General features: G+C 67.4%; 23 protein-coding genes. 14 read left to right on the top strand and 9 right to left on the bottom strand.

What is annotated here, in order from left to right; genetic code table 11:
- Positions 1-44: 44 nt before the first annotated feature.
- Both QE395_RS11105 and QE395_RS11100 read right to left on the bottom strand, forming a co-directional pair.
- On the bottom strand, positions 45-623 hold the full coding sequence (locus QE395_RS11105) for a response regulator transcription factor (RefSeq protein ID WP_093534148.1): 579 nt from the start codon (positions 621-623) through the stop codon (positions 45-47).
- Complete coding sequence (locus QE395_RS11100; protein WP_068850973.1) at positions 620-1846, bottom strand: ATP-binding protein; 1227 nt, start codon at positions 1844-1846, stop codon at positions 620-622. The genes QE395_RS11105 and QE395_RS11100 overlap by 4 nt, the downstream gene beginning before the upstream one ends.
- Positions 1847-1930: 84 nt before the next feature.
- Here QE395_RS11100 and ispG point away from each other — a divergent pair, with 84 nt between their 5' ends.
- The 3 genes from ispG (at position 1931) to QE395_RS11085 (ending at position 4755) form a co-directional block, all read left to right on the top strand.
- A complete protein-coding gene (gene ispG / locus QE395_RS11095) occupies positions 1931-3196 on the top strand; it encodes a flavodoxin-dependent (E)-4-hydroxy-3-methylbut-2-enyl-diphosphate synthase (protein ID WP_093534150.1) in 1266 nt (421 codons plus the stop codon).
- Positions 3177-3884, top strand: a complete 708-nt coding sequence (locus tag QE395_RS11090; RefSeq protein ID WP_093534152.1) for a phosphatase PAP2 family protein — start codon at positions 3177-3179, stop codon at positions 3882-3884. Before ispG ends, QE395_RS11090 begins: the two co-directional genes overlap by 20 nt.
- Positions 3885-4107: 223 nt before the next feature.
- Positions 4108-4755, top strand: a complete 648-nt coding sequence (locus tag QE395_RS11085) for a response regulator (protein ID WP_093534153.1) — start codon at positions 4108-4110, stop codon at positions 4753-4755.
- A 53-nt stretch (positions 4756-4808) separates the two neighbouring features.
- Here the strand turns inward: QE395_RS11085 and QE395_RS11080 are convergent, their stop codons facing one another.
- The 5 genes from QE395_RS11080 to zwf all read right to left on the bottom strand — a co-directional run bounded on the left by QE395_RS11080 (position 4809) and on the right by zwf (position 10909).
- On the bottom strand, positions 4809-5468 hold the full coding sequence (locus QE395_RS11080) for a bifunctional 4-hydroxy-2-oxoglutarate aldolase/2-dehydro-3-deoxy-phosphogluconate aldolase (protein WP_306989092.1): 660 nt from the start codon (positions 5466-5468) through the stop codon (positions 4809-4811).
- 312 nt (positions 5469-5780) lie between these two features.
- The gene (gene edd, locus QE395_RS11075; protein WP_306989090.1) at positions 5781-7697 is read right to left on the bottom strand and encodes a phosphogluconate dehydratase; all 1917 of its coding nucleotides are present in this window, start codon (positions 7695-7697) and stop codon (positions 5781-5783) included.
- 46 nt (positions 7698-7743) lie between these two features.
- Complete coding sequence (gene pgl, locus QE395_RS11070; RefSeq protein WP_068850990.1) at positions 7744-8469, bottom strand: 6-phosphogluconolactonase; 726 nt, start codon at positions 8467-8469, stop codon at positions 7744-7746.
- On the bottom strand, positions 8466-9473 hold the full coding sequence (glk, locus tag QE395_RS11065) for a glucokinase (RefSeq protein WP_068850993.1): 1008 nt from the start codon (positions 9471-9473) through the stop codon (positions 8466-8468). Before glk ends, pgl begins: the two co-directional genes overlap by 4 nt.
- Positions 9470-10909, bottom strand: coding sequence for a glucose-6-phosphate dehydrogenase (gene zwf / locus QE395_RS11060; protein WP_093534159.1), 1440 nt, complete (start codon positions 10907-10909; stop codon positions 9470-9472). The genes glk and zwf overlap by 4 nt, the downstream gene beginning before the upstream one ends.
- A 332-nt stretch (positions 10910-11241) precedes the next feature.
- Here zwf and ugpC point away from each other — a divergent pair, with 332 nt between their 5' ends.
- Positions 11242-12336: a sn-glycerol-3-phosphate ABC transporter ATP-binding protein UgpC gene (gene ugpC, locus QE395_RS11055; RefSeq protein WP_306989087.1), complete on the top strand. Its 1095-nt coding sequence runs from the start codon at positions 11242-11244 to the stop codon at positions 12334-12336.
- An 80-nt stretch (positions 12337-12416) separates the two neighbouring features.
- Here the strand turns inward: ugpC and QE395_RS11050 are convergent, their stop codons facing one another.
- Positions 12417-13280, bottom strand: coding sequence for a folate-binding protein (locus tag QE395_RS11050; protein WP_306989085.1), 864 nt, complete (start codon positions 13278-13280; stop codon positions 12417-12419).
- 39 nt (positions 13281-13319) lie between these two features.
- Between QE395_RS11050 and QE395_RS11045 the strand changes: the two genes are divergently transcribed.
- The 10 genes from QE395_RS11045 (at position 13320) to QE395_RS11000 (ending at position 20330) form a co-directional block, all read left to right on the top strand.
- The gene (locus tag QE395_RS11045; RefSeq protein WP_083214109.1) at positions 13320-13493 is read left to right on the top strand and encodes a DUF1674 domain-containing protein; all 174 of its coding nucleotides are present in this window, start codon (positions 13320-13322) and stop codon (positions 13491-13493) included.
- Between the two features lie 57 nt (positions 13494-13550).
- The gene (sdhC, locus tag QE395_RS11040; RefSeq protein ID WP_068851002.1) at positions 13551-13943 is read left to right on the top strand and encodes a succinate dehydrogenase, cytochrome b556 subunit; all 393 of its coding nucleotides are present in this window, start codon (positions 13551-13553) and stop codon (positions 13941-13943) included.
- The gene (gene sdhD, locus QE395_RS11035; protein ID WP_306989083.1) at positions 13940-14326 is read left to right on the top strand and encodes a succinate dehydrogenase, hydrophobic membrane anchor protein; all 387 of its coding nucleotides are present in this window, start codon (positions 13940-13942) and stop codon (positions 14324-14326) included. The genes sdhC and sdhD overlap by 4 nt, the downstream gene beginning before the upstream one ends.
- 30 nt (positions 14327-14356) lie before the next feature.
- Positions 14357-16147, top strand: a complete 1791-nt coding sequence (sdhA, locus tag QE395_RS11030) for a succinate dehydrogenase flavoprotein subunit (protein WP_095364170.1) — start codon at positions 14357-14359, stop codon at positions 16145-16147.
- Between the two features lie 84 nt (positions 16148-16231).
- A complete protein-coding gene (locus QE395_RS11025; protein ID WP_093534163.1) occupies positions 16232-17017 on the top strand; it encodes a succinate dehydrogenase iron-sulfur subunit in 786 nt (261 codons plus the stop codon).
- Positions 17018-17166: 149 nt separating this feature from the next.
- A complete protein-coding gene (locus tag QE395_RS11020; protein WP_306989080.1) occupies positions 17167-17415 on the top strand; it encodes a succinate dehydrogenase assembly factor 2 in 249 nt (82 codons plus the stop codon).
- Positions 17366-17803: a hypothetical protein gene (locus QE395_RS11015; RefSeq protein ID WP_306989077.1), complete on the top strand. Its 438-nt coding sequence runs from the start codon at positions 17366-17368 to the stop codon at positions 17801-17803. Before QE395_RS11020 ends, QE395_RS11015 begins: the two co-directional genes overlap by 50 nt.
- Before the next feature lie 34 nt (positions 17804-17837).
- Positions 17838-19079 carry a lipoprotein-releasing ABC transporter permease subunit gene (locus tag QE395_RS11010; protein WP_184124046.1) on the top strand — a complete coding sequence of 414 codons (1242 nt, stop codon included), beginning with the start codon at positions 17838-17840 and terminating at the stop codon, positions 19077-19079.
- The gene (gene lolD, locus QE395_RS11005) at positions 19072-19785 is read left to right on the top strand and encodes a lipoprotein-releasing ABC transporter ATP-binding protein LolD (RefSeq protein ID WP_068851023.1); all 714 of its coding nucleotides are present in this window, start codon (positions 19072-19074) and stop codon (positions 19783-19785) included. Before QE395_RS11010 ends, lolD begins: the two co-directional genes overlap by 8 nt.
- A gap of 86 nt (positions 19786-19871) precedes the next feature.
- On the top strand, positions 19872-20330 hold the full coding sequence (locus tag QE395_RS11000) for a DUF6491 family protein (protein ID WP_306989074.1): 459 nt from the start codon (positions 19872-19874) through the stop codon (positions 20328-20330).
- 14 nt (positions 20331-20344) lie between these two features.
- On the opposite strand, the gene QE395_RS10995 is transcribed toward QE395_RS11000, so the two are convergent.
- Positions 20345-20614: an oxidative damage protection protein gene (locus tag QE395_RS10995; RefSeq protein ID WP_184124042.1), complete on the bottom strand. Its 270-nt coding sequence runs from the start codon at positions 20612-20614 to the stop codon at positions 20345-20347.

The raw sequence follows: 20614 nt of genomic DNA, 5'->3' as shown, positions 1-20614 counted from the left end.
CGCGGTAGGCGACGACCGTTGGTCGTCCCGCCGCGATCCCGCCATTACCTCGTCGGATCGCGCTCCGGGCTGGGCCGCTTGGCCAATTTGCGCTGCAACGACCGCCGGTGCATGCCGAGCAGGCGCGCCGCCGCCGACACATTGCCGCCCGTTTCATGCATCGCCTGCTGGATGTGTTCCCACTGCAGGCGGCTGATCGGCGTCATCGCATCCGGTGGCTCCATCTCGCCATCGTCGGCCGGGCCGTCGTCTTCCTCGCCCAGCGCACGCAGGATCATCGGCACCGTGGCCGGCTTGGGCAGGTAGTCATCGGCGCCCAGCTTGATCGCCTCCACCGCAGTGGCAATGCTGGCGTAGCCGGTCACCAGCAGGATGCGCATGTCCTCGCGCAGTGCCCGCAGCGGCTGGATCAGCGCCAGGCCGGATTCCGAACCCAGCTTCAGGTCGATCAGGGCGTAGGCCGGCGGCTGCTGCCGCGCCAGCAGCAACGCCGAGGCGATGTCGCTGGCGGTCACCGTTTCCAGCCCCTTGCGGGCCAGGCTGCGCTGCAGCGTGCGCAGGTACAGGTCGTCATCATCGACCAGCAGGCCGTGGCTGGAGGCGGGCAGGGTGGGGGTATTCATGGCGAAATCTCCGGTGCAGCCAGGGGCAGGCGGAAGCCGACGCGGGTGCCGGCGCCCTGCGCCGGCCGCATCCACAACTCGCCGTCCAGGCGCTCGATGGTGGCATGGGACAGGGCCAAACCCACGCCCATGCCCTGGGTCTTGCCGCTGTTGAACAGGGTGCCGGGCAGCACCGCATCGCGTGCGTCGAAGCCGCGCCCGTAATCGCGCACTTCGCCGATCAGGTCGCTGCCTTCGATACGCAGGGTCAGGTCCACCTGCGGCCGTTCGGCCTGTTCGCCCGCGTCGGCGGCGTTGTTGAGCAGCACCATCAGCAGATGGCCGATGCCCGGGTCCAGCGGCTGCTGCAGCGGGGCATCCTCGTTGCGCCGGAGGGTGATGGTCGGGCGCACCAGCTGCCATTGCTCCAGCACCTGCGGCAGGGTCACCGGCGCGTTGCCGCGGGCCTGGCCGGCGGCCGGGCGCGCCAGCGCCAGCACCCGTTCGCGGCACTGCACCAGCAGCTCGCGCAGCGTGTCGACATCGTCACGTACTTCCGGGTTGTCGGTCTGATCGGCGATGTCGTCCGCCAGCAGGGTCATGGTCGCCAGCGGGGTGTTGAGTTCATGCGCTACCGAGGCGGCATGGGTGGCCAGCGCCACGATCCCTTCGTTGCGCGCGAAGCGTTCGCGCAGCAGGGCCAGTTCGTGTTCGCGCCGGCGCAGTGCCATCGCCAGCCGGGTGGCGAAGGCCAGCACCACCGCCGCCGACAGCAGGAAGTTGGCCACCACGCCCCATTGGTGCAGGTCCATGGCAGTGAAGTAACCATGCGGCAGCGGCTTGCCGAAAATGCCGCTGACCGCATAGCCGATCAGGCAGGCGGCGGCCACGGCCAGCGTCCAGCGCACCGGCAGGGCCAGCGCGGCCAGCGCGATCAGGATCAGGAACAGCGAGCCGAACGGATTGCCGACCCCGCCGCTCCAGCCCACCATCCAGGTCAGCACCGCCACGTCCACCAGGATGTGGCAGAACGCGGTCAGCGGCGCGGTATCGGCATCCAGCACGCGCAGCTGCGCGTACAGGTTGAACAGGATCAGCACCAGCACCCCGGACCACAGCGGCAGCTGCGGCAGTTCCAGCCCCAGGACCCAGCTGGCCACCAGGATGGTCGCGGCCTGGCCGGCCACGGCCAGCCAGCGCAGGCTGCACAGGGTGCGTAGGAAGGGGGCGTCGGTACCGGTCATCGGCTGCCATCGTATGCGCTTGCGCGGTTGACTGCCTGCGACAATCGGCCGCATCGGGGGCGCGCGGGTGCGTTAAAATGGGGAATGCACGACGCCGTCAGCCAACCGACCCAACCTTCCGACACCACCGTGTGGGCCCGCCGCCAGACCCAGCCTGTCCGAATCGGGGGCGTGGTCGTGGGTGGGGGGCAGCCCGTGGTGGTCCAGTCGATGACCAACACCGACACCGCCGACGTGGCCTCCAGCGTCAAGCAGGTGGCCGAGCTGTGGCGGGCCGGGTCGGAAATGGTGCGCCTGACCGTGAACAATCCCGAGTCGGCCGCCGCCATTCCGCGCATCGTGGAAAAGCTGCGGATGATGGGGATCGAGGTCCCGCTGATCGGCGACTTCCATTACAACGGCCACCAGCTGCTGACCCAGGAACCGGCCTGCGCCGAAGCGCTGGCCAAGTACCGGATCAACCCGGGCAACGTCGGCTTCGGCAAAAAGAAGGACACCCAGTTCGCGCAGCTCATCGAGTTCGCGATCCGCTACGACAAGCCGGTCCGCATCGGCGCCAACTGGGGCTCGCTGGACCAGTCGCTGGCCGCGCGCCTGATGGACGAAAACAGCCAGCGCGCCCAGCCGTGGGACGCCGGCCGGGTGCTGCGCGAAGCGCTGATCCGTTCAGCGCTGGATTCGGCGCACACCGCCGTGGAACTGGGCCTGCCGCGCGACCGCATCGTGCTGTCGGCCAAGGTCAGCGGCGTGCAGGAACTGATCGCCGTGTACCGCGACCTTGCCCAGCGTTCGGACTTCGCCCTGCACCTGGGCCTGACCGAAGCCGGCATCGGCAGCAAGGGCATCGTCGCTTCCTCGGCGGCGCTGGCCGTGCTGCTGCAGGAAGGGATCGGCGACACCATCCGCATTTCGCTGACGCCCGAACCGGGCCAGTCGCGCACGCAGGAAGTGATCGTCGCCCAGGAACTGCTGCAGACCACCGGCCAGCGCGCCTTCACCCCGCTGGTCACCGCGTGCCCGGGCTGCGGCCGCACCACCTCCGAGTTCTTCCAGGAGCTGGCCAAGGTCGTGCAGAACCACGTGCGCGGCAAGATGCCCGAATGGAAGGTGAGCCATCCCGGCGCGGAAAACATGACCTTGGCCGTGATGGGCTGCATCGTCAACGGGCCGGGCGAATCGCGCCACGCCAACATCGGCATCTCGCTGCCCGGCACCGGTGAAACCCCGGCCGCACCGGTGTTCGTCGACGGCGAAAAGACGGTCACCCTGCGCGGCGACAACATCGCCCAGGAATTCGTGGCGCTGATCGACGAGTACGTCGAACGCAAGTATGTCCGAAGCGTCGGATAAGCCCGCCGTGCTGGCCGCGCCGGAGCCGGCCGCCGGCGTCCGCCACTGGATGGCGCGCAATGCCTGGCGCTTCGTGCTGCTGTTTGCCGGCGTGTTGCTGCCGCTGGCCGGGTTCGTGGCGCTGGCCGACGAAGTGCACGAGCTGGAGGCGTTCTACTTCGACGCCCCGCTGTTGTGGAAAATGCATGACGTGGCCCGGCCCAGCCTGGATGCCGCGTTCGTGTTCATTTCCCGGATCGGCTACCAGTGGGGCGTGATCCCGGCCGACATCCTGATCGTGGCCGTGCTGCTGCTGCGCCGGCGCTGGCGTGAAGCCAGCTTTGCCGCGCTCAGCTTCGCCGGCTCGGCCCTGCTCAACATCGGCAGCAAGCAGTTCTTCCAGCGCGACCGGCCGACCCTGTGGGAGTCGATCGCCCCGGAAAGTACCTACAGCTTCCCCAGCGGCCACGCCATGGGCTCGATGACCCTGGCCGCCGTGCTGGTGCTGCTGGCCTGGAATACCCGCTGGCGCTGGCCGGCGCTGGTGTTCGGCGTGTTGTTCGCCGGCTCAGTCAGCTTGTCACGCATCTACCTGGGCGTGCATTACCCGTCCGACATCCTGGCCGGATGGTGTGCCGCACTGGTTTGGGTGGTAGGGTGTTTCCTGGTGATGTTCCGCCGCCGCCATCCCTGGCGCCGCCGGCACTGACCGGCCCGCTGGGAGCGGGCCGGATGCGGCAGGGGTTTCCGCGGACCGTCATAGGTCCAATAAACCGATATGGCCTGGGGTGATAGGCATGGGGCAGGGGTAGCCCGGCACGGATGTGACGCGGGCATCAGAATGCGCTGATGGGGAAAATACTTCCTTGTTATCGTCCGACCCCGTCGCTAGGCTGGCCCCGGTTTGCAGCGTTTGGACGAAGGTGGGTGGGATGACGATTCGAGTGTATCTGGTGGACGACCACGCGCTGGTGCGAACCGGCATGAAGATGATCCTGTCCAATGAGACGGACATCGAAGTGGTGGGGGAAGCCGAATCCGGCGAAGACGCGCTGCCCGCGATCCGCCAGCTGCGTCCCGACGTGGTGCTGTGCGACCTGCACCTGCCCGGGGTAAGCGGAATGGAAGTCACCGAACGCGTGGTGCGTGGCGACCACGGCACCCGCGTGGTGATCGTGTCCGTGCTGGAAGACGGTCCGATGCCCAAGCGCCTGCTCGAAGCCGGTGCCTCCGGCTACATCGGCAAGGCCTGCGATGCTCAGGAACTGCTGCGCGCCGTGCGCGACGCCGCGCTCGGCCGGCGTTACCTGGGCAGCAGCATCGCCCAGAACCTGGCCCTGTCCAACGTCGAAGGCAGCCAGTCGCCGTTCGACAGCCTGTCCCCGCGCGAACTGGAAGTGGCGTTGCTGTTGACCCAGGGCCTGCGCCAGGAAGACATCGCCAAGCGCCTGAGCCTGAGCGCCAAGACCGTCAACACCCACAAGGCGCGCCTGTTCGAGAAGATGGGCATCCACGACAACATCGCGCTGGCGCGCATGGCCAGCCAGTACGGCCTGGTGGACCCGTCACGGCCGATGTAAGCCCGCCTCGCGCTCCAAAAAAAAAAGCCCGGGAATTCCCGGGCTTTTTTTGTTCAGCGCGAGCGGACCCGGGCGACGATCTTCGCCGCCTGCGCCGCGCTGTCGCGCACCTTGTCCCACTCGCCGTTCTCGATCCAGTGGCCCGGCACCATCCACGAACCGCCGATGCAGACCACGTTCTTCTGCTCCAGGTACTCGGCCGCCGTGGTTTCCGTGATGCCGCCGGTCGGGCACAGCTTCAGGTCCGGGATCGGACCGGCCAGGCCCTTGATCATCGCCAGCCCGCCGACCGCCGAGGCTGGGAACAGCTTGCACACCCGGAACCCGCGACGATACAGCTCCAGCAGTTCGGTCGGCGAGGCCGCACCCGGCACCACCGGCAACGGCGCCTCCGCCAGCGCATCGGCCATGAACGCCGGCGTGCCCGGCGTCACCAGGAAATCCGCGCCCGCATCGATGGCCTGCTGCATCTGCTCGACCGTGAGCACCGTGCCCGCACCCACCACCACATCGGGCAGCTCGCGCTTGAGCATGCCCAGCGCTTCCATCGCGATCGGCGTACGCAGCGTCAGCTCGATCGCCGGCAGCCCACCTTCCAGCAACGCCGCGCTGACCGCACGTGCCTGGTCGAGGGTATGCACGGTAACGACCGGCAGGATGCCGGCGGCAAGCAACAGCGATTCAGCGCGTTTTTGATGATCTGCGATGTTCATAGGGAAGCCTTTCGGTTGTTCGAAGCATTGGATGGCAGGATTCAACGCCTGCCGATTGCCGGTGTGTTGTCGTAGACCCCGTGGGCCGACCAACGGTCGGCGCGACCGAGGGAGCGGTACGCCGTTTGATTCTTGAAATAAGAAGGCGCCGCAATGTGTCGTGAGGCAGCGGCGGGGGTCCCCGTAGGGACCGTAGAAAACATGGATGTTTTCTACGAGCCCCCATGGATGGGTTCACGGCGTGTCCCGTAGGGGACCCCCGCCGCTGCCTCACCCACGCAGACCCAACCGCCGCTCTTCGCAGTAGAACCGTCAGGCGTCCTTCGACTCGTGCGGCGCAAGCGCAGCAGCAGCGTCATTCCCGAGCTCGTACTCGGCGTCGTAATTCCACATGTCGCCGTCGTCAGCCGCCGGACCGCACGAAATCGAAATCGCGCCCTGGTCGGCCGGACCCACCAGGCGGCGGTTCATCGCGAACAGGTTGCGGCCCAGATCGTGCGCCGCCGGTGCCGTGTTCGGTGCCTGCTCGCGCGCTGCCCATTCGGCCGCGTCCACCAGCACCTCCAGCGTGCCCGCCTCACCATCCAGCCGGATGATGTCGCCCTCGCGCACCCGCCCCAGCGGACCACCGCGCGAGGCTTCCGGCGTCATGTGGATCGCCGCCGGGAACTTGCCCGACGCGCCCGACAAGCGACCATCCGTCACCAGCGCAACACGCCGGCCCTGGTTCTGCAGCAGCCCCAGCAACGGCGCCAGCGAATGCAGCTCCGGCATCCCGTTCGCACGCGGCCCCTGGTAACGCACCACCGCCACGAAATCCTGCGGCAACATTCCCGCCGCATGCAGCTTGTTCAGCACCTGCGGCGCATCCACCACCACCGCCGGCGCCTCGATCGTCCGGTACTGAGGCTTCACCGCTGACAGCTTGATCAGCGAACGGCCCAGGTTGCCGCGCAGCAGCCGCAGCCCGCCCTGTGCCTCGAACGGCTCCGCCACCCCGCGCACCACCTCACGGTCCGCGCTCTCGGCAATGCCCTCGATCCACGTCAGCGCACCGTCGCGCAGCGCCGGATCCTGCGTGTACTGGCGCATGCCGCCTTCGGCCACCGTCACCAGGTCCGCGTGCATCAGCCCCGCGTCCATCAGCTCGCGGAACACGAACGCCGTGCCGCCTGCAGCCGCGAAGCGGTTCACGTCCGCCTCGCCGTTCGGGTACACCCGCGCCAGCAGCGGCACCAGCTGCGACAGCTGGTCCATGTCGTCCCACGTCAGCACGATGCCCGCCGCCCGCGCCACCGCGATCCAGTGGATCGTGTGGTTGGTCGAACCGCCCGTGGCCATCAGCGTGACCACCGCATTGACGATTGCGCGCTCATCGATCAACCGGCCCAACGGCCGGAAATCATCGCCCAGCGCACAGATTTCCAGCGCACGCACCGCCGCATGCCGCGTCAGCGCATCGCGCAGCGGCGTTTCCGGATTCACGAACGACGCGCCCGGCAGCTGCACGCCCATCGCTTCCAGCAGCGTCTGGTTCGAATTGGCCGTGCCGTAGAACGTGCACGTGCCCACCCCGTGGTACGACGCCGCTTCGGCTTCCAGCAGCTCCTCGCGCGTGGCCAGGCCCGCCGCGTAGCGCTCGCGCACCTCGGCCTTCTGCTTGTTCGGAATGCCCGGCGTCATCGGCCCGGCCGGCAGGAAGATCGCCGGCAGGTGGCCGAACGCCAGCGCACCGATCAACAGCCCCGGCACGATCTTGTCGCACACGCCCAGGTAGACGGTGCTGTCGAACATGTCATGGCTCAACCCGATCGCCGTGGACTGCGCGATCACATCGCGCGAGAACAGCGACAGCTCCATGCCGCCACGGCCCTGCGTGACCCCGTCGCACATCGCCGGCACGCCGCCGGCGACCTGCGCCGTCGCGCCTACCGAACGCGCGGTCTCGCGCAGGATTTCAGGGTAATGCTCGAACGGCTGGTGCGCCGACAGCATGTCGTTGTAGGCAGTGATGATGCCCAGGTTCGGCGTGACCCCGCCGCGCAGGCGGCTCTTGTCGGTCGGGCCACAGGCCGCAAAGCCGTGGGCCAGGTTGCCGCAGCTCAGGCGCGAACGGAACGGACCGTCGCGCAGCGCGGCGTCGATGCCCGCCAGGTACGCAGCGCGCGACGCGGCACTGCGCTGGACGATGCGCTCGGTGATGGCATGGAGTTTGGGGTGCAGGCTCATTGGCTACCGGCTATGAGAGGGCGAACGGAATGACAGCGGCATCGAATCAGTCGCACCAGTGGATGCGCAGCGTCGGGCGGCCATCGAGATCGATCGCGTTGAGAATGGGATACAGCGCTGCGTTGTTGCTTTCCAGCGCCTGCTTGAGCACTTCCAGCTTCTGCTTGCCACGCAGCAGCAGCAGCCGCTGGCGGCACTGGCGCATACCGTGCGGCGTCAGCGTGATGCGCAGCGGCCACTGGTTCGATCCCGGGCAACCCGTGGCATCCAGCGCGGCGTAGGGCAGGGTGCTTTCCAGCGCGCGGGCCAGGTCCTTCGAGCCGGGGAACAGCGATGCCGTATGCCCGTCATTGCCCATGCCGAACACCGCCAGCGACGGTGCCTCGGTGTGCTGCGCCTGCAGGTTGGCGGTGTAGACACATTCCGGCAACGGCTTGCCCACCCGCACCAGCGGATCGAAGTGTGCGCCCTCGGCGCGGTTGAGCAGGCTCTGGCGAACCAGCCAGGCATTGCTGTCGCGGTCCTGCGGCGACAGCCAGCGCTCGTCGACCAGGCTGACTTCGACCCGGTCCCACTGCACGTCCAGTTCGGCCAGCGCCTGGTACACCGGTGCCGGCGTGGTGCCGCCGGAGAGCAGCATCCGGGCCCGGCCGGCAGCGTCGATGTCATGGTTGAGGATCTGCGCCATTTCGGCTGCGATCGTCTCGATCCACGCATCGGCGTCGGTGTGCCGGATCAGGGTGAAGCGGTTGGAATCTTCAAGTGCGTTCATGCGGCGCCTCCTGGCAGGTCGCGTTCGAGGTCGGCTGCGTAGGCGGCCGCGCCCAGCAGGCCCGCGTGCGGGTGCATCACCGCCAGCGACGGCACCCGGGCCATGATCGACGAGAACCGGCCCTTGTGCTCGAAGCGCTGGCGGAAGCCGGAATGCTGAAGTGAATCGAGCATCTTCGGCACCAGTCCGCCGGTCAGGAACACGCCGTCCCAGGCACCCTGGATCAGCACCAGGTCGCCGGCAATGGCGCCGAACACCGCGCAGAACAGGTCCACCGTGCGCATCGCCTGCGGGTCGCCATGCAGGGCGCGCGCGGTGACGTCCACCGGCTGCAGCTGGCCCGGGTCGACATCGGCCATCTCGCACACCGCGCGATGGATGTTGACCAGGCCCGGCCCGCAGATCAGGCGTTCATTCGAGACCCGGCCGAACTGCTCGGACAGGATCTCCAGGATGCGGATCTCCTCCGGCGTGCCGGGCGGGAAGCTGACGTGGCCACCTTCGGTTTCCAGCGGGTAGCAGCGGCCGTGGCGCAGGATCAGCCCGCCCACGCCCAGCCCGGTGCCCGGGCCGATCACCGCGTAGTTGCGCGGCTGGCCGGGCTGGCCCGGCACCCACGCCGCGCCGCCGACCTGGACCACGTCCTGCGGCTGCAGCAGCGAGATCGCCATCGCCTGCGCGGCGAAGTCGTTGATCAGGTGCAGGCCATCGAAGCCGAGCATGTGCGCGGTGCGCATGCGCGAGATCACCCACGGGTGGTTGGTGATGCGCGCCTCGTCACCGTCGACGCGGCCGGCCACGGCGAACACGCCGCGGCGTGCTTCGGCGCCGATCTGCTCCAGGTAATGCCGTGCGGCATCGCCCAGCGACGGGAAATCGGCGACCACGAATTCGCGGATGCTGTCCTTGAGCAGCGGCGCGGCCAGGCTGGTGTCGGCCAGCGCGAAGCGGGCGTTGGTGCCCCCGATATCGGCCACCAGCGCCGGTTGGGTCGACACCGTCATGCGCGATCCTTGCGGTTGGCCTCGGCATCCACATCGGCCGGCAGGAAGCCGAACGCCTGTTCCGGACCCCATTCGCCGGCCGGGTAGGGCTGCAGCGGCAGCTGCGCTTCCTTCCAGGCATCGCTGACGCTGTCGATCCAGGCCCAGGCGGCACGCACCTCATCGTCGCGCACGAACAGCGCATGGTTGCCGTTGAAGGCATCCAGGAACAGGCGCTCGTAGGCGATGCGGCGGTGCAGGCCGGTCGGCACGGACAGTTCCAGTTCCAGCGGGTGCAGTTCCAGCGCGCCCCACTCCGGGCCGGCCAGGCTGCTCATCAGGCCCAGCTCGATGTTTTCCTGCGGCTGCAGCTGGAAGGTGATGCGATTGGGCGTGGCGTTTGCCCGGTCGGGCCGTTCGAACAGCCAATGCGTGACCGGCTTGAGGTTGACCACCACGCGGGTGGTGCGCTCGGCCAGGCGCTTGCCGGTGACCAGGTGGAACGGCACCCCGGACCAGCGCCAGTTGTCGATATGCGCGGTGACCCCGGCGAAGGTTTCCACATCGCTGCCTTCCGGCGGCTGGTAGGCCTGCGCGGGCTGGCCGTTGATGGTGCCGGCGGTGTAGCGGCCGCGCACGCTGTCGCGCGCGGCATGCTTGGCATCCAGCGGACGCAGCGCACGCAGCACCTTGACCTTCTCATCGCGGATGCGGTCGGCTTCCAGCGACGCCGGCGGTTCCATCGCCACCAGGCACAGCAGCTGCAGGATGTGGCTCTGGACCATGTCGCGCAGCGCGCCCGAACGCGCGTAGTAGGCATCGCGGCCATCCACGCCTTCGCTTTCGGCGACCAGGATGTGCACCGATTCGATGTAGTTGCGGTTCCACACCGCCTCAAGCAGCGTGTTGCCGAAGCGCAGGGCGATCAGGTTCTGCACCGCCGCCTTGCCCAGGTAGTGGTCCAGACGGAACACGCGGTCTTCGTCGATCCACTGGCCGATGGTGGTCAGGATCTGTTCGGCGCTGGCGCTGTCGCTGCCGATCGGCTTTTCCAGCATCAGGCGTGCCGGCGCGGCCAGCGCGCCACCCAGGGCCAGGCCCTCGCAGGTGGAGATGTACAGGCCCGGCGGAATGGCCAGGTAGCTCACGCACTTGCGGTCGACCAAGTCGCTGACCGAGGCGGCCACCGACTGCGGATCGCGAAGGTCCACCGAACGGTAGTCGATGCGGTCCAGCAGCGACTGGATGTCATCCAGGCTGGCCGCCGGCATCGCCTGCTGCAGGCGCGGGCGCAGGATCTGGCGGAACGCGTCGGTGTCGTGCGGGGACAGTGCCAGTGCGCGGACCTTGAAGTCTTCCGGCAGCAGGCCGTCGCCCAGCAGGCGCAGCAACGAAGGGAACAGGTAGCGCTGGGCGAGGTCGCCGGTGGCGCCAAACAGGAAGAGGGTATCGTGCATCGCTCGAGTTTCAGATCCGGGTGACATCGTTGTCAATCGCTTCTCGTCTATGTTCTCGGGGGTCAAGCTGGCCGCGGTGTCCGGTTGCTGCAATCGCAACATGAACAGGTGCGGGCCCGCCCATCATGGGGCATGTCACGTCCTGACAGCGACGCGGTCATGACCGACCATTGGATACTGCCACGTGAAAACGTTTACATGGCAGAATGAGCAGACTGTATTCGATTGCAGTGGTCGCCGTCATGCGGCACCACGCCATCGACCTGCCATCGGGAGGGCCGAAGGCAGTTCCGCATCAACAGCCCGGCAGCGGGCGGACTGGAATGGGTGATATGGCAAAAGTGCAGTTGCAGGGCGTGCGCAAGGTGTACGACAACGGCCAGGTGGCCGTCCAGGGCGCGACCTTTGAAGTAGCCGATGGGGAATTGATGGTCCTGGTGGGGCCGTCGGGGTGTGGCAAGTCGACCCTGCTGCGCATGGTCGCCGGCCTTGAGGAAATCAGCGGTGGCACGCTGAGCATCGGCGACCGCGTGGTCAACGACGTGGCACCGAAAGACCGTGATATCGCCATGGTGTTCCAGAGCTATGCGCTGTACCCGCACATGACCGTGGCCGAGAACCTGGCCTTCGGCCTGAAGCTGCGCGGCCACGACAAGGCGACCATCGCCAAGCGCGTGAACGAAGCGGCGCAGACGCTGGGCCTGACCGAGATGCTCGACAAGCTGCCCAAGGCGATGTCCGGCGGCCAACGCCAGCGCGTGGCGCTGGGCCGTGCGCTGGTGCGCGAACCGGCGGTGTTCCTGCTCGATGAGCCGCTGTCGAACCTGGATGCCAAGCTGCGCCACAGCGTGCGCACCGAGATCGCGCAGCTCCACCGCAAGCTGGGCACCACGATGATCTACGTGACCCACGACCAGGTGGAAGCGATGACCCTGGGCCAGCGGATCGTGGTGCTCAAGGACGGGGTGATCCAGCAGATCGACACGCCGATGGCGCTGTACGACCGCCCGGCCAACCTGTTCGTGGCCGGCTTCCTCGGCAGCCCGGCGATGAACGTGCTGCGCGGCACGCTGCAGCGCGTGGATGGCGGGGTAGTAGTGCAGGAGGGCACGCTGCGCGCGCCGCTGGGCGCTGCGACCATCGACCCGTCCTGGATCGGGCGGACGTTGGCGGTCGGGGTCCGGCCGGAGCATCTGCAGCCGGCCGTGCCGGGCGATGCCAACGCGTTTGAAGCGACCATCGACGGCATCGAGCCGGTGGGCAACGAGATCTTCGTCAACATGACCCATGGCGACCAGGCGCTGGTGATGCGCGTGGCGCCGCAGGCATTGCCGGCGGTGGGCGGCACCATCCGCGTGGCGATCCAGCCGCAGGGGCTGCACTTCTTCGATGCGGATTCCGGCGAGCGGTTGAACCACGACGTGTGATGGATCCGGTCACGACCAACGGTCGTGACCTACCGGGAAATGGACAGTTGGTAGGACACGACCGTTGGTCGTGTCGCCCGTCAGCGGGCGAGGCCGTCCAGCAGCGGCACGCCGTGGGCTTCGGCGCCGCCGACGCTCAATGCCCCTTCGGCCATCTCCAGCGGCAGCACCGCCAGCGCCAGGTCGCCGGCCACGCTCGCCACCGTGCCAACGGCGGCGCCGTTCTGCTCGACCTTCGCGCCACTGGCGGTGCCATCGGCCACGCGCAGCAGCTGCAGGGCGCGCTTGGCCTTGCCCAGGAAATGGGTGCGGGCCACGATTTCCTGGCCCGGGTAGCAGCCCTTCTTGACGCTGTAGCCGTTCAGGCGGTCCAGCCCCAGCTGCTGCGGGGTCCAGGTTTCGCGTTGGTCGGCATCCAGTCGCGGCACCCCGTAGCGCAGGTCGGACTGGCGCCAGGCCAGTTCGAACGCGGCATCGGCCGGCGATGCATCCGCGGGCGCGGGTGCGATCTTCAGGGTGCGCGGCAACGCATCGCTGCCCACATCCAGCTCCAGCGAGTCACCCTCCAGCGCAATTGCCGCGCCAGACGCCGCTTCCGGCGCGGTGAAGCTGCCGGCCACGGCCAGATCGGTGCGCACCTCGATCTTGACCTTGCGACGGAACACGAAGCGCTGTAACTGCGACGCAATCGCATCGGCGTCGCCGTCGGCCAGCACCAGCAGCACGTGCTCCTGGTCCAGCTTCAACAGCTGAAACACAGCAAGGGTGCGGCCCTTGGCGCTCAGCCAGGCGCTCCACTGCCAGTGCCGGACGGGCAAGGCGGTGACATCGCTGGCGAACTGGGCATTGGCGAACGCCGCCGCATCCACACCGCGCAGGCTGAGCAGCGCGTGACCGGAAAGGCGCGGAAAACCACTGAAATCGAAGGGCAGGTTGTCAGGCACGTGAACGGGGTCTAAAATTTGTGCGTTGCGAGACCACCCATGATAGGCCAAACAACCCCCACTCCCGATATCGATCCTGAAGCCCCGCTGGTACCGGAGGAGCAGCCGCTCGCCGTTACACCGGTGGCGCCTGTGGAAATCGGTGGCCGCGGCGGACTCGATCCGGTGCGGTATGGCGATTGGGAGAAAAACGGACGCTGCATCGATTTCTGATCAGCATTGAGCCAACGCGGCAATTGTGCCGCCCAGCCGAGACAACGAGCCCAGCGAATGGCCGCCAGAGAACGTCCCCTTTCCCCGCACCTTCAGGTGTATCGCTGGCAGATTCAGATGGCCACCTCGATCCTGCATCGAGCCACCGGCATCTTTCTGTCTGTTGGAGCCCTGATCATCGCTGGCGGCCTGCTCGCCCTGATGATGGGTCCTGAATCCTGGAACTGCTTCACCGGCCACGCCGGCAGCTGGTACGGAAAGCTGTTCCTGTTCGCCTGGACCTGGTCCTTCGCCTACCACCTGTGCAATGGCATCCGCCATATCGTGCAGGACTTCGCGATCGGCTTCAGCATTCCGGCCTTCGTGCGCAGCAGCTGGATGTCGGTCATCGCCAGCCTGGTGATCACCGCGCTGGTCTGGGCCTATGTCTTCATGGGAGCGACCGCATGAACAAGTTCCGTACCCCGTTGAAGAACGTGCGTGGCCTTGGCGCGGCCAAGACCGGCACCGAACACTTCGTGCTGCAGCGCCTGACCGCCACCGCGCTGGTCCCGCTGACCATCTGGTTCCTCATCTTCGTGCTGAGCCTGGTCAACGTCGATTACGTGACCGCCGCCGACGCGGTGTCCAAGCCGTGGAACGCGGTGCTGCTGGTGGGCTTCCTGGTGGCCATGTTCTGGCACGCCCAGCTGGGCCTGCAGGTCGTGCTGGAAGACTACATCCATAATTCGTTGCTGGCCCTGGCGCTGCAGACCACGGTGAAGTTCATTGCCGTGCTGGGCGCGATCGTCAGTGTTTTTGCGGTCGCCCGCATTGCGCTCGGCGTTGCCTGAGTCAGGCACCAAGACAGGAATCCAGAGTAGATGTCCGCTTACAAGATTACGGAACACAAATACGACATGGTCGTGGTGGGGGCCGGCGGCGCCGGCCTGCGTGCCACGTTCGGCCTGGCCGCCAAGGGCCTGCAGACGGTCTGCCTGACCAAGGTCTTCCCGACCCGTTCGCACACCGTGGCCGCGCAGGGCGGTATTTCCGCCGCGCTGGGCAACATGGGTGAAGACGACTGGCGTTACCACTTCTTCGACACCATCAAGGGGTCGGATTGGCTGGGCGACCAGGACGCGATCGAATACATGTGCCGCGAAGCGATTCCGGCCATCATCGAACTGGAACACTACGGTGTGCCGTTCAGCCGCACCGAAGACGGCAAGATCTACCAGCGCCCGTTCGGCGGCATGACCACCAAGTACGGCGAAGGCCCGTCCGCGCAGCGCACCTGCGCCGCCGCCGACCGTACCGGCCACGCCATGCTGCACACGCTGTACCAGCAGTCGCTGGCGCACAACGCGCGCTTCATGATCGAGTACTTCGCGCTCGACCTGATCTTCGATGAGGAAGGCGTGTGCCGCGGCGTGCTCGCGCTGGACATGGCCGACGGCTCGCTGCACCTGTTCCGCGCCCACGGCGTGGTGCTGGCCACCGGCGGCTACGGCCGTGCCTACTTCAGCGCCACCTCGGCCCACACCTGCACCGGCGACGGCGGCGGTCTGGTCATGCGTGCCGGCCTGCCGATGCAGGACATGGAGTTCGTGCAGTTCCACCCCACCGGCATCTACGGTGCGGGCTGCCTGATCACCGAAGGCGTGCGCGGCGAAGGCGGCATCCTGCGCAACAGCAACGGCGAGCGCTTCATGGAGCGCTACGCACCGCATTACAAGGACCTGGCCTCGCGCGACGTGGTGTCGCGTTCGATGACCATCGAAATCCGCGAAGGCCGCGGCGTCGGCGAGCACAAGGACCACATCCTGCTCGACCTGACCCACCTCGGCCCGGGCGTGATCGACGACAAGCTGCCCGGCATTGCCGAAAGCGCGCGGATCTTCGCCGGCGTGGACGTGCACAAGCAGCCGATCCCGGTCATCCCGACCGTGCACTACAACATGGGTGGCATCCCGACCAACTACCACGGTGAAGTGGTGCGCAAGGTCGGCGACGACCCCGATGCCGTGGTGCCGGGCCTGTACGCCATCGGCGAAGCGGCCTGCGTGTCGGTGCACGGCGCCAACCGCCTGGGCTCCAACTCGCTGCTCGACCTGGTCGTGTTCGGTCGTGCGGTGGCCAACCGCTGCGCCGACACCATCAAGCCGGGCCAGCCGCACAAGACGCTGGCGTCGGATGCGTGCGACAAGGCGCTGGGCCTGCTGGACAAGCTGCGTTACGCCAACGGCGACACCCCGACCTCGGTCATCCGCGACCGCATGCAGCGCACCATGCAGAACGACGCGGCGGTGTTCCGTACCAGCAAGACGCTGGAAGAGGGCTGCGCCAAGATGTCGGAGATCTTCGACTCCTTCCAGGACGTCAAGGTGTCGGACCGTTCGCTGGTGTGGAACTCGGACCTGATCGAAACCTACGAGCTGAACAACCTGCTGCTCAACGCGGTGGCGACGATCAACTCGGCCGAACAGCGCAAGGAAAGCCGTGGCGCACACGCGCACGAGGACTTCCCGGACCGCGACGACGTCAACTGGCAGAAGCACACGCTGGTCAATGTCGACGACAACGGCAAGTGCAGCTTCGATTACCGCCCGGTGCACATGTACACGCTGAGCAAGGACGTGGACGTGGTCCCGCCCAAGCCGCGCGTCTACTAAGCGCCATGCGGATCGACTTCCTCACCTTCCGAGCCAGCCGCGCCTGCATTGCAGCGCGAGCCGCCTGAGCCAACGAGAACAGCCATGGCCGAGTTTTCCCTCCCAAAGAATTCCAAGATCGGAAAGGGCAAGCACTTCCCCGCCAAGAGCGGTGCGAAGAACACCCGTACCTTCAAGATCTACCGCTGGAGTCCCGACGACGACAGCAACCCGCGGACCGATACGTACGAGATCGATCTGGACGCCTGCGGCCCGATGGTCCTGGACGCGCTGATCAAGATCAAGAACGAGATCGACCCGACCCTGACCTTCCGCCGTTCGTGCCGCGAGGGCATCTGCGGTTCGTGCGCGATGAACATCGACGGCACCAACACGCTGGCCTGCACCCGCGCCATCGCCGACTGCGGCAAGGCCGAAGTGCCGATCTACCCGCTGCCGCACATGAGCGTGATCAAGGACCTGGTACCGGACCTGACCCACTTCTACGCGCAGTACGCCTCGATCAAGCCGTGGATCCGCACCCAGACCCCGCCGCCGCCGGACCGTGAGCGCCTGCAGTCGCCGGAAGACCGCAAGAAGCTGGACGGCCTGTACGAGTGCATCCTGTGCGCGTGCTGCTCGACCAGCTGCCCGAGCTACTGGTGGAACGGCGAGCGTTACCTGGGCCCGGCGATCCTGCTGCAGGCCTACCGTTGGATCGTCGACTCGCGCGACGAAGACACCGGTGCGCGCCTGGACGACCTGGAAGACCCGTTCAAGCTGTACCGCTGCCACACCATCATGAACTGCGCCCGGACCTGCCCGAAGGGCCTGAACCCGGCGCTGGCGATCGCCGAGATCAAGAAGCTCATGATGGCGCGCCGCGCCTGATCGTAGAGCCACGCCCTGCGTGGCTGCCAAGGCATGACGGCGAAGCCGCGCCCCCTTGACATAGGGGGCGCCTTTGTTTTCAGCGCGTCGCCACGCGCCCGTGTACTGCCGCGCACCCGGATGACGTGCTCCAGTCTGGAATCACCGAAATGGACGAAGCCACCCTCCTCAAGAAACTCCGCTGGCGCTGCCGCCGCGGCATGCGCGAGCTCGACCAGCTTTTCGAGCGTTACCTCGACCGCGAATGGGCCACTGCACCCACTGAAGAGCGCGAGGTTTTCCTGCGGCTTCTCGACTGCGAAGACGATAAGTTGTGGCGCTGGTTCATGGGTTACGAGGTATGCCCGGATGCCGAGCTCACCGTCCTCATCGCCCGGATCCGCTCCCTGCCGGCTTGAGTGGCGCCCGTCGCGCTGGCAGACCGCCGCGCACCTGCTGTTTGCCCTGCTGCTGCCCTGGGCCGTTCAGGCCAGCGCATTGCCTGCCGCCGCGCACTGGCCGCTGGGCCTGCTGGCCGCGGCGGGCGGCGCGTTGCAGGGCTGGCGCTATCGACGCCGCCCGATGCGCTCGATCCTGATTCCGCCCGGCGACAGCCCAGCCCAGATCGATGGCGAGCCGGTGGAAGGGATCTCCCTGCATGACCGCGGCCCGCTGCTGCAGCTAAGCTGGCGCCGGCACGGCCGCCGGCAGGCCTGCCTGTTCTGGCCCGACACCCTGCCGCCGCCGCGCCGACGTGAACTGCGACTGGCGATCCGGGCCCGTCCCATTCCGCGTTCACCTCCGTGATGGCACCATAGGGTGAATTGTCCGGCGTACCTGCATGTTCAAACCCATACCAGTAGCCATCGGCCTGCGTTACCTGCGGGCCAAGCGCCGCAACGGCTTCATCTCCTTCATCTCCATGGCCTCGATCCTCGGCATCGCGCTGGGCGTGACCGTGCTGATCACCACGCTGGCGGTGATGAGCGGTTTCCAGAAAGAAATCCGCGACCGCCTGCTGCAGATGACCGCGCATACCACCATCACCGCCGACGGCGCGCCCATGGCCGACTGGCAGCATGCGGTCGAGGTGGCCCACAAGGATCCGCGCGTGGCCGGTGCCGCGCCGTACATCGAGATCCAGGCCATGCTCAGCGGCGCCCGCGTGCAGGGTGCGATCGTGCAGGGCATCGACCCGGCGCTGGAGCCGGCGGTGTCGGTGATCAACACCAAGCTCAAGAAGGGCAGCTTCGACAGCCTGAAGGAAGGCAGCTACAACCTGCTGGTCGGCCAGGAACTGGCGATCTGGCTGGGCGTGGATGTCGGCGACACCGTGCTGGTGACCCTGGCTGAAGTGCAGGGCACCCCGATGGGCGCGATGCCGCGGCTGAAGCGCTTCACCGTCAGCGGCATCTTCGAGGCCGGCTACAACGAGATCGACCGCGGCGTGGCCTACGCCAACATGGCCGACCTCGAGCGCGTGCTGCGCATGGACGGGGTCACCGGCGTGCGCCTGAAGCTGCATGACATGGACAAGGCGCTGGACGTGGGCGTGGACCTGGCCCACAACCTCCGCGGCGGCTACCGGGTCAGCGACTGGACCCAGCAGAATGCCAACCTGTACCACTCGCTGCGCATGGAAAAAGTGGTGATGGGCATCCTGCTCTCGCTGATCATCGCCATGGGCGCGTTCAACCTGGTGTCCTCGCAGGTGATGCTGGTCACCGACAAGCAGGCCGACATCGCGATCCTGCGCACCCTGGGCCTGACCCCGGGCGGGGTGATGCAGGTCTTCATGGTGCAGGGCTCGCTGATCGGCATCTTCGGCACCGTGCTCGGCGTGGTCGGCGGCATCACCCTGACCTTGAACCTGGAGCGCATCCTCGGTGCGATCGAGACGCTGTTCAACGTCAAGCTGCTGCCCGAGGACGTGTACTACATCACCGGCCTGCCGACCGACATGCAGACCCCGGACATCGTCATCATCACCGTCATCGCGCTGGTCATGAGCTTCCTGGCCACCCTGTACCCCGCGTGGCGCGCTGCCCGCACCCAGCCGGCGGAGGCCCTGCGCTATGAATGAGCCGATCAACCGCGGCGACGAAGTGATCCGCGCGCAGGGGCTGGCCAAGACCTACGCCGAAGGCCGCATGCAGACCCCGGTGTTCAACGGCCTGGACCTGAGCGTGGCCGCCGGCGAGACGGTCGCCATCATCGGTGCCTCCGGCGCCGGCAAGAGCACGCTGCTGCACCTGCTGGGCGGGCTGGACACGCCGACCGCCGGCGAAGTGTTCGTGGCCGGCAACCAGATGTCGTCGCTGTCCGACAGCCAGCGCGGCCGCCTGCGCAATCGCGCGCTGGGCTTCGTGTACCAGTTCCACCACCTGCTGCCTGAATTCACCGCGCTGGAAAACGTGATGATGCCGGTGCTGCTGGGCGGCGAGGAGGTGGCCGATGCCCGCTCGCGCGCAAAGGCACTGCTGGAATCGGTGGGCCTGGGCCACCGCCTGGAGCACAAGCCGGGCGAGCTGTCCGGTGGCGAGCGCCAGCGGGCCGCCGTGGCCCGTGCGCTGGTCAACCGGCCAGCCTGCGTGCTGGGCGACGAACCGACCGGCAACCTGGACGACAAGACCGCCGCAACCGTGTTCGAGCTGATGCTGGACCTCAACCGCGCCCACCACACCAGCCTGGTGCTGGTGACCCACGACCGCAGCCTGGCGCGCAAGCTGGACCGCGTGCTGGAACTGCGCGAAGGCCGGCTGCACGCCCTGGCCCACGCCGAGGTCTGAGCTGGCAGCTGAACAGCCGCCCGCCCGAACCTGCGGGCCGGCGGCAGCGGGTGCATGATCGCCTTGTTCCCCACCGCGGAGGTGCCATGAAAACGCTTGTCGCCGTTGTTGCAATGGGTCTGGTGCTGGCCGGTTGTGCCACCGGCCGCCTGAGCAGCGCCGAACGCCTGGAGCTGTACCGCGCCCACGCCGGCCCGCCGCAACCGTCGATGCGCTACTTCGGTTCGCTCAATGGCTGGACCGAACTGGGCGACAGCGCGCTGGCGGTGTGGACCCGCCCCAGCGAGGCCTATCTCATTGAACTGCGCGGCCCGTGTTACGGGCTCAGTTACGCTACCGCGATCGGGCTGACCAGCCAGACCGGGCAGGTGTCATCGCGCTTCGACCGGGTGCTGGTCCGCGATCCCAACCACGGCCCGAGCGTTCCGTGCTTCATCGGCGTGATCCGCCCACTGGACGTCAAGGCGCTGCGCTCCTCGGAGCAGGAAATGCGCCAGGCGCAGGTGCAGGAGCGCGAAGCAGGGCAAACGCCGCCTGCCGAATAGGTCGGTCGCTGCTGTCAGGCCTCGGGAACGAACCCGGCCGGCTTCTCGGCGCCACCGCTGAAGAGGTACTTCACCAGCTCGTCTTCCAGGAACGCGCGATGCTTCGGATCGCGCGGCGACAACCGGTTTTCGTTGATCAGCATCGTCTGGTGCGCCAGCCACGCGGCCCAGGCGGTCTTGCCGATGCCGTTGAAGATGCGCTGGCCCAGCTCGCCGGGATAGGGCACGAAATCCAGCCCTTCGGTGTCGCGTTGTTCGTACTGGCAGAAAACGGTGCGGGCCAT

It is taken from the genome of Stenotrophomonas sp. SORGH_AS_0282 (assembly GCF_030818125.1).
GTDB lineage: Bacteria > Pseudomonadota > Gammaproteobacteria > Xanthomonadales > Xanthomonadaceae > Stenotrophomonas > Stenotrophomonas rhizophila_A.
Note: the sequence above shows the minus strand (reverse complement) of the source record. Positions and strands in the feature narration are given on the sequence as shown.

What these genes read in the sequence shown, in the direction of transcription:
- QE395_RS11105 (WP_093534148.1), bottom strand. Translation starts at nt 623, where the DNA reads ATGAATACCCCCACCCTGCCCGCCTCCAGCCACGGCCTGCTGGTCGAT.
- QE395_RS11100 (WP_068850973.1), bottom strand. Translation starts at nt 1,846, where the DNA reads ATGACCGGTACCGACGCCCCCTTCCTACGCACCCTGTGCAGCCTGCGC.
- ispG (WP_093534150.1), top strand. Translation starts at nt 1,931, where the DNA reads ATGCACGACGCCGTCAGCCAACCGACCCAACCTTCCGACACCACCGTG.
- QE395_RS11090 (WP_093534152.1), top strand. Translation starts at nt 3,177, where the DNA reads ATGTCCGAAGCGTCGGATAAGCCCGCCGTGCTGGCCGCGCCGGAGCCG.
- QE395_RS11085 (WP_093534153.1), top strand. Translation starts at nt 4,108, where the DNA reads ATGACGATTCGAGTGTATCTGGTGGACGACCACGCGCTGGTGCGAACC.
- QE395_RS11080 (WP_306989092.1), bottom strand. Translation starts at nt 5,468, where the DNA reads ATGAACATCGCAGATCATCAAAAACGCGCTGAATCGCTGTTGCTTGCC.
- edd (WP_306989090.1), bottom strand. Translation starts at nt 7,697, where the DNA reads ATGAGCCTGCACCCCAAACTCCATGCCATCACCGAGCGCATCGTCCAG.
- pgl (WP_068850990.1), bottom strand. Translation starts at nt 8,469, where the DNA reads ATGAACGCACTTGAAGATTCCAACCGCTTCACCCTGATCCGGCACACC.
- glk (WP_068850993.1), bottom strand. Translation starts at nt 9,473, where the DNA reads ATGACGGTGTCGACCCAACCGGCGCTGGTGGCCGATATCGGGGGCACC.
- zwf (WP_093534159.1), bottom strand. Translation starts at nt 10,909, where the DNA reads ATGCACGATACCCTCTTCCTGTTTGGCGCCACCGGCGACCTCGCCCAG.
- ugpC (WP_306989087.1), top strand. Translation starts at nt 11,242, where the DNA reads ATGGCAAAAGTGCAGTTGCAGGGCGTGCGCAAGGTGTACGACAACGGC.
- QE395_RS11045 (WP_083214109.1), top strand. Translation starts at nt 13,320, where the DNA reads ATGATAGGCCAAACAACCCCCACTCCCGATATCGATCCTGAAGCCCCG.
- sdhC (WP_068851002.1), top strand. Translation starts at nt 13,551, where the DNA reads ATGGCCGCCAGAGAACGTCCCCTTTCCCCGCACCTTCAGGTGTATCGC.
- sdhD (WP_306989083.1), top strand. Translation starts at nt 13,940, where the DNA reads ATGAACAAGTTCCGTACCCCGTTGAAGAACGTGCGTGGCCTTGGCGCG.
- sdhA (WP_095364170.1), top strand. Translation starts at nt 14,357, where the DNA reads ATGTCCGCTTACAAGATTACGGAACACAAATACGACATGGTCGTGGTG.
- QE395_RS11025 (WP_093534163.1), top strand. Translation starts at nt 16,232, where the DNA reads ATGGCCGAGTTTTCCCTCCCAAAGAATTCCAAGATCGGAAAGGGCAAG.
- QE395_RS11020 (WP_306989080.1), top strand. Translation starts at nt 17,167, where the DNA reads ATGGACGAAGCCACCCTCCTCAAGAAACTCCGCTGGCGCTGCCGCCGC.
- QE395_RS11015 (WP_306989077.1), top strand. Translation starts at nt 17,366, where the DNA reads ATGCCGAGCTCACCGTCCTCATCGCCCGGATCCGCTCCCTGCCGGCTT.
- QE395_RS11010 (WP_184124046.1), top strand. Translation starts at nt 17,838, where the DNA reads ATGTTCAAACCCATACCAGTAGCCATCGGCCTGCGTTACCTGCGGGCC.
- lolD (WP_068851023.1), top strand. Translation starts at nt 19,072, where the DNA reads ATGAATGAGCCGATCAACCGCGGCGACGAAGTGATCCGCGCGCAGGGG.
- QE395_RS11000 (WP_306989074.1), top strand. Translation starts at nt 19,872, where the DNA reads ATGAAAACGCTTGTCGCCGTTGTTGCAATGGGTCTGGTGCTGGCCGGT.
- QE395_RS10995 (WP_184124042.1), bottom strand. Translation starts at nt 20,614, where the DNA reads ATGGCCCGCACCGTTTTCTGCCAGTACGAACAACGCGACACCGAAGGG.